General features: G+C 48.3%; 9 protein-coding genes. 4 read left to right on the forward strand and 5 right to left on the reverse strand.

Features of this window, described 5'->3' with window-relative positions; translation table 11 throughout:
* A partial coding sequence (locus tag MKMG_RS08975; RefSeq protein WP_305847744.1) for a DNA gyrase C-terminal beta-propeller domain-containing protein occupies nucleotides 1-1001 on the forward strand: 1001 nt, incomplete at its 5' end.
* Here the strand turns inward: MKMG_RS08975 and MKMG_RS08980 are convergent.
* Together MKMG_RS08980 and MKMG_RS08985 are read right to left on the reverse strand one after the other, a co-directional pair.
* Nucleotides 998-1837: a PEGA domain-containing protein gene (locus MKMG_RS08980; protein ID WP_165077422.1), complete on the reverse strand. Its 840-nt coding sequence runs from the start codon at nucleotides 1835-1837 to the stop codon at nucleotides 998-1000. The genes MKMG_RS08975 and MKMG_RS08980 overlap by 4 nt on opposite strands.
* 295 nt (nucleotides 1838-2132) lie before the next feature.
* Nucleotides 2133-2396, reverse strand: a complete 264-nt coding sequence (locus MKMG_RS08985) for a UPF0147 family protein (protein WP_165077424.1) — start codon at nucleotides 2394-2396, stop codon at nucleotides 2133-2135.
* A gap of 69 nt (nucleotides 2397-2465) precedes the next feature.
* On the opposite strand from MKMG_RS08985, the gene MKMG_RS08990 reads away from it, so the two are divergent.
* Nucleotides 2466-2837: an Sjogren's syndrome/scleroderma autoantigen 1 family protein gene (locus tag MKMG_RS08990; protein ID WP_165077426.1), complete on the forward strand. Its 372-nt coding sequence runs from the start codon at nucleotides 2466-2468 to the stop codon at nucleotides 2835-2837.
* Nucleotides 2838-2849: 12 nt separating this feature from the next.
* On the opposite strand, the gene MKMG_RS08995 is transcribed toward MKMG_RS08990, so the two are convergent.
* Nucleotides 2850-5132, reverse strand: a complete 2283-nt coding sequence (locus MKMG_RS08995) for a DEAD/DEAH box helicase (RefSeq protein WP_165077428.1) — start codon at nucleotides 5130-5132, stop codon at nucleotides 2850-2852.
* Entirely contained in the window at nucleotides 5129-6856 is a 1728-nt protein-coding gene (glyS, locus tag MKMG_RS09000; protein WP_165077430.1) for a glycine--tRNA ligase, read from the reverse strand. The genes MKMG_RS08995 and glyS overlap by 4 nt, the downstream gene beginning before the upstream one ends.
* Nucleotides 6857-6992: 136 nt before the next feature.
* Here glyS and MKMG_RS09005 point away from each other — a divergent pair, with 136 nt between their 5' ends.
* Together MKMG_RS09005 and MKMG_RS09010 are read left to right on the forward strand one after the other, a co-directional pair.
* Complete coding sequence (locus MKMG_RS09005) at nucleotides 6993-7628, forward strand: response regulator receiver protein (protein WP_254059155.1); 636 nt, start codon at nucleotides 6993-6995, stop codon at nucleotides 7626-7628.
* 51 nt (nucleotides 7629-7679) lie between these two features.
* Entirely contained in the window at nucleotides 7680-8336 is a 657-nt protein-coding gene (locus tag MKMG_RS09010) for a metal-dependent hydrolase (protein WP_165077432.1), read from the forward strand.
* A 45-nt stretch (nucleotides 8337-8381) separates the two neighbouring features.
* Here MKMG_RS09010 and MKMG_RS09015 read toward each other — a convergent pair whose 3' ends face one another.
* Entirely contained in the window at nucleotides 8382-9572 is a 1191-nt protein-coding gene (locus MKMG_RS09015) for a bifunctional 5,6,7,8-tetrahydromethanopterin hydro-lyase/3-hexulose-6-phosphate synthase (RefSeq protein ID WP_165077434.1), read from the reverse strand.
* Between the last annotated feature and the right edge of the window lie 171 nt (nucleotides 9573-9743).

The raw sequence follows: 9743 nt of genomic DNA on the forward strand, positions 1-9743 counted from the left end.
AAAAGCGGGATATGGTCGTTTCCCTGACCGGGGACAATTACATTAAATCCATGCCGCTTGAGACCTATCGTGGTCAGCACCGGGGAGGGCGGGGCATTATCGGTATGGCAACAAAGGAAGATGACGTTGTTCGCACGGTCTTCACTGCCAGTACACATGATTATCTGCTCTGTTTCACCTCTGCCGGCAGGGTGTACTGGCTGAAGGTATATGACATTCCGGAAGCAAGCCGCACCGGCCGTGGGAAGGCGATTGTCAATCTCCTGAATCTCAATGAAGAACGGGTAACGGCAATCATACCTGTTTCTGAGTTCAGTGATGAGAAGTTCTTCCTCTTTGTAACAAAGGACGGCATGGTCGTCAAGATTCCGCAGGCAGAATTCTCCCGTCCCCGCGCCAACGGTATCAATGCAATCACTCTCCGTGAGACTGATGAACTTGTCCATGTAAAGAGCATTGATGCCACCAGTGATCTGATACTTACCACCAGGTTCGGACAGAGTCTCCGGTTTAATATAGGGACAGTTCCCCTGCGCCACAGAAATGCGCTGGGTGTCATTGGCATTAAACTCCGTTATGGTGACATGCTGCAGGATATGGCAGTCATAGAAAAAGACCATCTGCTGACGATTACACAGCGGGGATATGGCAAAAGAACTGAATTTGATGAATTTATGGGGCATGGACGTGCTACCCTGGGTGTCAGAAATATTCAGACCGATTGCCTGGCAGGCGTTATCGCTTCAAAAGCAGTCTCCGATGATGATGAAGTCCTTCTGATGAGCAGTTCGGGTATCGTGCTGCGGACACCGGCATCAGAGATTTCCATTCAGAAACGCGGGACGCGTGGTGTCAGAGTTATGAAACTGGATGACGGTGACAGCCTGGTTGGGTTTACGATTGTTAAACCCGAACCTGAGGAAATTGAAACCGGGGCCGAAGCCGAGGCTGGAGTCGAAACAGAAAATGAAATGGAAAATAATAATTTAAACGAATATTAATTATTTTTTTTCTGAGTGCAGTAGAGTGCCAGACCGGCAATCCCTGTGCTTATTATTGGAATGATGAGGGGTATCGGCGTAGCCGTTTCAGATGGAGTGCCAGAGGAAGGATAGAGATTTGCACTTATTTTTTCCTGTTCATTCTCACTGACATCAACACTCACGTCCCAGTCCTGGTATCCTGCCAGTTTCAGGTTGATGTGGTAATTGCTGGGACCCAGTTCACGAATTATCAGGGGAGTATATCCTTTCAGTTCCCCATCGATGTATACTTCGGCATTTGATGGTGTGGACTGAATATTGATTGAACCGTCATACGGAGCGTCGCGTGTCTCCATCCGTGCACTGATGGTAACCGTTTTTCTGGAAACGATTTCAATCTCGCTGTTCCAGTCATAATATCCATCCTGTTTTAATGATATGGCGTGTGTTCCTGTCGGAATGTCATTGATGACTCTGGGGGCGACGCCGGCATAATTCCCATCGAGGTAAATGGTTGCTCCGGCAGGTATGGATGAAATATCTGCGTTTCCTTTGTAGGGTGTCAGGGTAGCAGAGATCGATGTGGTTTCACCGTTTTTGACTACCATTGAACCCAGCCATGAAACATATCCGGCTTTTTGAATCTCAATCGAATATGATCCGGCTGAGTAGCGTCCTGTCAGGTCCAGTGGGGTGTCACCCTTGTACGTCCCTCCGATATACACCTCTGCCCCGCTGGGGGACGATGTGATGAGAATTGTCGGGGGTCCTGCTATCACAAATCCTACGATAAAGTATACCGCGATGAGGAGGCAGAGCAGGTTTCGTCCATGATGTATGGATATGTATGTCATATCTGATGCCTACGCTGGACAGGAATATATGTCCTTCTCCTTCGCCTTTGATGATCCAAAATTACGAAGAAAACAGGCAGAAAGCCCACGACTTTAGTCGTGGGAGTATGTCAGAGGGGCCCTCATGTGCATATGGTGGATATGTACCCGGAAGATCTGGTATGCCCGTGACGAGGCCAGGGTGGATGGAAACGGACGATCTGTCTATAGTGTTATCAGCACCTGAAATATCCCGTTGACAGGGGAGGGTATGCAACATAAAATGCGTTTTCACGAAAAAATAAAATGAATAATTTTAGTCCAGTGGGATAGTCTCTAACTGGGAGACCAGTTCCCATATGCGTGTACGGGCATGAACTGGCATATTCGGATCGTTACTGATCTCATCAATAATCGATATTGCAGTTGCTGCACGCAGCCCGAGTGTCTCGGATTCATTCATAAGCACTTTACGGGTATCATCTGCGACTCTTCTGATGTTGCGTGGTATCGTACTATCTTCCATCAGATGTTGCAGCATCATTACACAGTTTTTGATTGTTACTTCTGGGTCAGCCATAGTTCCACCTTTGCAGTATACATTTTTGTAATAGCATATATAAGATATTTGAGAAACCGGAGTGAACTGATGAAAACTGAAGATGAAGTCATGGCCTCATATCTGCTGACCGGAGGGAGAATGCTTTCTGTGACATGTGATGACTGTGGGGCTCCATTGTTTGAAACAGAAGGGAAACAATGTTGTGTTGTCTGTAAGGAACTGGGTAAACCGGGGGTTTCAGGAGATAATAAGCAGGATCTGCCGGAAAAATCTGTAATGCACAAATCTCAGGTTCAGGACAAAAATTTACAATTCTCCGAATCTGTTACTGAATCTCTGGAAAATGCCATATGTGCACTGTGTAAAAAAGCAATGGACGCGTCACGGTCTGAAGATGCGAAATTGTATATGGATGCAGTGCGCGCAGGAACCGAGGCCCTGCAGGGGCTAAAAAAATAGCCCGAATATGTATTAATATTTTTTACCGGAGAGTGTGTATATCACTCCCGATATTTTTTGGCCGATTCCCTCAACATTCCTGAGTTCCTCTTCTGACGCAGAAATTACTGCGGAGAGTGACCCGAAGTGTTCAAGCAGGCTGCGGGCCTGACGGGGGCCAATTCCCGGAAAAGCTGAAAGGATATATTCCAGCTGTTCACGCTCTGACCGGTATGACTTATGATGGTGCATTGATGGGCGGCCCGATGGCTCTCCCAGTTCACGGTTCATGAGAACACAGAGCATTTCAGCAGTCTCTTCCGGTCCTGTAACCATGAACACTGAAACCCCAAACTGCACACTGATTACCGCAAGGGCACCGCGTATGGCATTGGGTGCAATGTTTCTCTGTGCATAGATGTCGGTCCCTTCGATGATCAGCACCGGATGTTCACAGGAATCCGCCATACGCTTAATCTGTCCCAGCAGATCGCGTTCAACGAGCGTGTCAACAAAGTCCCGTGCAGTCTTTCTCTCAACCAGCATCTGGTTTCCGATGGCATAGTCACCATATTCAAGCCGGGTTATTTCAAGGGCAATGGTATCGTTTTTATGGAGCCATTCCACCACTGCAGATGATGTCTCCCGGTCATCAGCGATGATCTTTTTTTCCGGTTCGCAATCATACTCACGGATCTTCTTCTCCGGTTCGCAACTAAAATCATTGATGCTCATCTGCTGTTTCTTCTCTGCCGGAACTGAAGGGCTGTTGTATGGCACTTTTTTCAGTGAAGATATGCCTTTCAGCATGGATTTTTCCCGTGACTGGCTGATCCAGCGATAGGTTTCATCGGCGGTTCCTTTGGTGACAAGCACAATGATATTGCCCGCGCCATGCCTCCCGGTTCTGCCTTTTCGCTGAATGCTGCGAATTTCTGACGGAACGGTCTCGTAGAATATCACCAGATCGGTGGAGGGCACATCCAGCCCCTCTTCACCGACTGACGTTGAGACCAGCACTTTAAACGTCCCCTCCCGGAATCGGGCGAGGGTTGCAAGCTGCTCTTTTTGCGATAATCCTTTCTCTGTGTCACGGGTTGACTGTCCGACAAAGCGGTGGCTCTCAATGCCTGCATCGGCGAGCTTTTTCACTATAAGATTGACCGTATCGCGGAATGTAGCAAAGACGATGATTCTGCTGTCCGGGAATTCTGCAATCTGCTTCTGCACGATTTTTACAATATATTCCGGCTTCTGCAGCAGTTCTTCCTGCCATCCCTGCGCCTGATACGCCAGCTCCTGGAACTCCGGGTCCTGTGAGAGGCGAATACTGGCCTTTGATGCCTTTGGATCGGCTGCTTCAGCCTGAAGTTTGAAGAGATAGTGTCTGAGTGGTTCACTCCCCTGTGTTTCAGCAAGGGATATGGCGTGGCGGAGTTTCATGCACTCGGCATGAATGGATGCCCCGATAAACCCTGACTGGTCACGTTCTTTGATGCGTGCCTGCACCTGTGCCGATATGGCGTTCATTGCCTTCATCGATAATTTTTCAGGAGAGGCTACCGTAAATCCTAATCCTGAAAGCATTGAGAGGCGGGATGCAAGAAGCTGGTTTAACGTTTTAATGATATTTTCAAGTTTTTCGGGTAATGGAACGGAAAGATAAGAGATTTCACGTTCGTGGATGTAGGGTTTTACGTCAGGGTCTGTGTCGGTGCGGCTCTCCACTCTGCTCACCATCAGGTTGCCACAGATCTCCTGAACCTTCTCCAGATTACTGCCGGGGGAAGCAGTCATTGCAAGGAGAAGCGGATTATCCGCCTGCCTGAAGTATTCCTCTGCGATGAATACATATGCATAGTTCCCGACTGCCCGGTGGCATTCATCCACAATTAACAAAGAGACGTCATTGAGACGATATCTGCCGGCGAGGCAGTCATTTTTTATTACCTGGGGGGTTGCAAAGATGCAGGTGGCGTTCTGCCACTGTTGTATCCGTTTTTTGTTCGGTGTTGCACCGGTGAACATGGTGAACTGATCAGAACTGGTCTCCTCTGCACCGTTAACCCGGAGATATTTTGAGAAAAATTGATAATGCTGCTCAACGAGAGGTTTCGTTGGTGCCACCATAACAATCTTCCCGCCTGCATTCAGCAGGCGTGAGGCTGTTACAATCAATGCAATGGCAGTCTTGCCAAGGCCTGTTGGTAAAACAACCATTGAATTTTCCTGCAGGACTGACGCTGCTATTGAAAGCTGATATTCGCGTCTTTCAATGGATTCGGGTTTGATAAAAGAATGTGATAGGTAATTCATGTCTTACTGCCCGCTTCTGAGAACGGCAGGGTTCCATGAATCAGGCGGGTAAGGGTTTCCGGTACAAGGCTGATCGGAAGGCGCACCTGCTGCATGCTGTCTCTCTCACGCAGGGTGACGGTATTATCCTCCAGTGAATCATAATCAACGGTAATTGCATACGGAGTGCCGATCTCGTCCTGCCGCCGGTATCTCCTTCCAATCGCTCCATTGTCATCATATTGTGCAAGGATTCCGTGTTTTTGAAGACTGACTGAGAGTGCCTGTGCAATGGTGTCAAGTCCGTCTTTGTTCATTAACGGAAATACTGCTGCCTGTACCGGAGCAACAGCAGGGTTCAGGTGGAGAACCTTCCTGATCTCTCCTTCCACATCCTCTTCTTCATATGCATGTTCGAGGGTGCAGTAGATGATACGGTCGATTCCGTATGATGGTTCGACAACGTGCGGCATGACTTCTTCACCACGCACTTCAACGGTCTCTTCACGAATCTTGTAGAGTTCCGGCGGGATGAAGAGTTCTTCTCCGTCAACGGTAATGGTTGCACCGTCAGGGCCGGGTGCAGAGTATTTTAGTGCGTCTGCGACTGCCTTTGCCTTTCCCCTGTAGTGTGGTCCCAGTGCACCCATGTCAGGCACAATTATCCTGCGGTTTTCGTGGCGGACGTTTTCATACGGTATAAATACGGTGAAACTATCCCCGCTCCCTTTTGCATGGGCCTTCAGGTCATAATCAGTGCGGTCAGCAATACCTACCGTTTCAACCCAGCCAAAGCGCTCTGAGAATATTTCTGCATCCCAGCAGTCCAGAGCATAATGGGCACATTCTGTCGGAAGGTGCTGTCGGAAACGAAGTTTATCCCCGTTGATACCTACCTGTGTCAAAAATTCATGAGTAAGGGCAATATAATATGCCACATATTCATTCGCGACAAGCCCGGAATCAACCGCTTCACGCATGGAGACGATGACGGGTTTGATGTCCTGCATCTGCTGCGTCTGTCCCCACAGGGGTACAGCATAGTCTGCATACCGGCTGAAATCAGGATGTTCTTTGTGGTCCGGGTGAATGAAGATTTCTGCTTCTGCCTGGGTAAATTCACGAAGGCGAATCATTCCCTGTCGTGGAGATATTTCATTCCGGTAGGATTTGCCTATCTGGACTGCACCAAATGGTAATTTTTCCCGGTAAAACCGTGACAGACGATTGAAATCAGTAAATATTCCCTGTGCTGTTTCCGGACGCAGATACCCTTTCCGCTGTGAACCGGGACCGATTGTGGTCTGAAACATCAGGTTAAAGTAGAATACATTCGCGTCTTCGATTAGTTCACCGCATGACGGGCATGGCAGCCCGTTAATAATTTCTGCAAGTGCTTCCAGACTTAAGGTATCTGCATTGGCGGTGCCATGCTCTTCTGCGATGTGATCTGCCCGGTGATACTCCCTGCAGGAGGGGCACTGGTACATTTTATCCGCAAATCCTTTGACGTGGCCGGAGGCAACATAAATCGATTCAATACCGATGGTCGGTGCTTCGATTTCATAGTAGCCCTCGCGGATGATATAAAAGTCACGCCAGATATTTTCGATTTTCCGTTTCAGCATTGCCCCGAGGGGACCATAATCAATGAATCCGGCTACAGCCCCATAGCATTCTGAAGACGGCCATACAAAGCCCCGCCTTCGTGCAAGCTCCATTACATTATCGTATATATCGCCCATTCTGGATCACTGCTTTCCTCTATATTCTACGCGTGATTATAAAACATATTTTAACGAGCACTGAATTTACTATTGCACGGAAGAAAAGCCTTATATTGTATCATACACATTATAAAGCAGATTCCGGTGAGTGCGTATGCGGGAAAGCAAGAGTAAGAAAAAGGAAAGAATGAACCAGCGCAAAAAGGAACTTCTTGACCTTTTCACAGACATTACCAACAAGACAACCATTGTTGAACCGATGAGAAAGATTCACGGGACACTCCGTGACAAGGAAGCCATTGAACGCGAGGTTGCTCTTATTATGCGGGAGATTCTGGATAAGGGCCATTTCAAGACTAAACTTCCTCCACGCCAGCTTGCCCAGCTTGTCTGTGCATACTATGACGGGAAGAATGATACAGAAATTGCCCGTGTGCTTGACGATGAGAAACTCTCAAAGACCGTTGCCCGTGCCCGTGTCCGGCTGAAGTTATTCCGGGAACTTGATTTCAAGATGCCGTTTGAACGCGCCCGTATGGAAGAACTGCTTGACTCAGGCAAGACGATGAAGGAGATCAGTGAAGAACTCGGAATCAGTCCTTCAACCCTGCGTGAGTACCGCCATGTGATTGAGCAGGAACGTGACCCTACATTAGATCCATATCTTGAACGGATTCGTGATGTGATGGAGGACCGTGACCTGACTGAGTCTATGACCGGTGGACTCAACAATGACGGGCTTGCAGAAGCAATAGATATAACCGAAGCGGAACTGGCTGATATCAGCTGAGACTTATCCCATCTCAATTTTTTTATATACGTTCTAAATAATCAATATACCATGAAGATAACATGGCTTGGTCATTCATGCTTTGTGATTGACGGCTCAAAGAAAGTTGTTGTAGACCCTTTTATCACTGAGGGAGAGGTTCCTGAGGATGTGGATATCGTTGCCGTTACTCATGGGCACGGTGACCATTTTGGGGAGACCCTGTCATTTTCCGCACCTGTTGTTGCGGTAAACGAGATTGCGCGGTGGCTGCAGGATAGGGGAATGGCTGCTGAAGGAATGAATATCGGGGGGACAATTGAGGTTGAAGGTGTTCGGTTTACCATGACGCCTGCGCTCCATTCATCCTGGCTTGAAGTTTCAGGGGAGCATGGGTTTTATGGGGGTGTGGCTGCCGGTTTTGTAATACGGATGGATGGTCATGTCATCTATCACGCCGGAGACACCGGACTGTTTTCTGATATGAAGCTTATTCGTGAACTGTATCACCCGGATATTGCAATACTGCCTATTGGCGGGAGGTATACGATGGGGCCTGACGAGGCAATGATGGCCGCTGAATTTGTGGGTGCTGATACGGTCATCCCGATGCATTACAATACATTTCCGGTCATAGAACAGGACGCAGAGAAGTTTAAGAAAACCCTTGAACGCACCACCGATATCCGGGTAAAAATCCTCTCACCCGGTGAAACAATAGAAATATGAGAGAAGCGGGGATTCCCGCTCTCGTTAATTTTTTAGGTATTTCGTTTAGAAGTCAGTCATAATTCTGAACTGATCAATCTCTTCGCTGTTGAGTTCTTCGAGGAACTGTTCAGCTGCGTTTTTAATGTTCTTGCTCGCGGTGATTGCACGGCCCACAACAAGAATGTCTGCACCGGATTTCAGTGCGGTCTTCACCACATGCTGCCTGATGCCGCCTGCGGTTGCAACGAGGAGGTTTCCACCTGCAGCTTCTTTAATTGCGCCGATGTTGCCCCAGTTGTATTCACTACCTTCTTCATCGATCGCACGGTGCAGCTCAACAATGCTCGGGACTGTGCCTCGTGATGCCAGGTCTTTTATGAGTGAGACAGGGTCATCAACATTGAGCATATCGATGACAGAGTAAATGCCGGTCTTCTTTGCTTCAAGAATGAACTTCTCGATGGTTGAGACCGGTGCAAGGCCGGAAACAACAACTGCATCTGCGGATGCATTTGCTGCCATGCGTGCTTCAAGGTTGCCGGTGTCAAGTGTCTTGAGGTCAGCAATGATGAATGCGTCCGGGCGTATTTTGCGGATTTCAGATATGACATTGAGTCCGAACTGCTTGATGAGCGGTGTGCCTGCTTCAATAAGCACATGGTCATTTTTCGGAACTTCCGTCAGGACACGTTCGACGGACTTCATGTCAACGAGGTCCATGGCCACCTGCAGGTATGGTGGGTTCCAGAGGCGCTGAACTTTGAATCCCATGACTGCATGCCCTGCGCGGTCTTTTTCCTTCAGAAGGGTTTCTTTATCGGGGAACTGTGCGAATGCCCGTTCAATAGCCTGCTTTGTTGCGCCGTAATTGTAGCGGTAAATCCGGTTGTAGTCTGCTGCGTCCGGGTGCAGGTAGACACTGGCAAGAATGACAATATCTTCAATGTCAACTGCATCAAAGGCACCTTCTTCAACGCTGTCAGCAACAGCCTTGGCCACCGCGGCCTGCACTGCGCCAAAAATTGCATTAACCTGTGAGCTCTTTTTCAGGGTTACTTTTGGTATAATGAGTGTAGCTGGTTTTGTCAGCAGATTTGGACGGACGACAGCAAGCAGGGGTGTATGGCCCGCAGATAGCTGGGACAGCCCATTTGCAAATGCTGTGCCAATTGGTCCGTTTTTATCTCCGATCATAAGATCGATATGGGCTAGTTCAGTACCTTCGCCCTCGAGTGATTCTCCTATTAGATACATGAGTGTCTCCTAAGCCAGTATCTGTTTGATGTAGGCTAATAAAAATACTCTCAAAAAGTGGGGTCGGTGAGATTTGAACTCACGATCGACGGGTCTCTCCGACATGCGTGAGCACTAATTGCATCAGTGCCCCAACGGGTCATCATCAGTTTATCAGCAGACCCAAGATCG

It is taken from the genome of Methanogenium sp. MK-MG, from assembly GCF_009914725.1.
Lineage (GTDB): Archaea > Halobacteriota > Methanomicrobia > Methanomicrobiales > Methanomicrobiaceae > Methanogenium.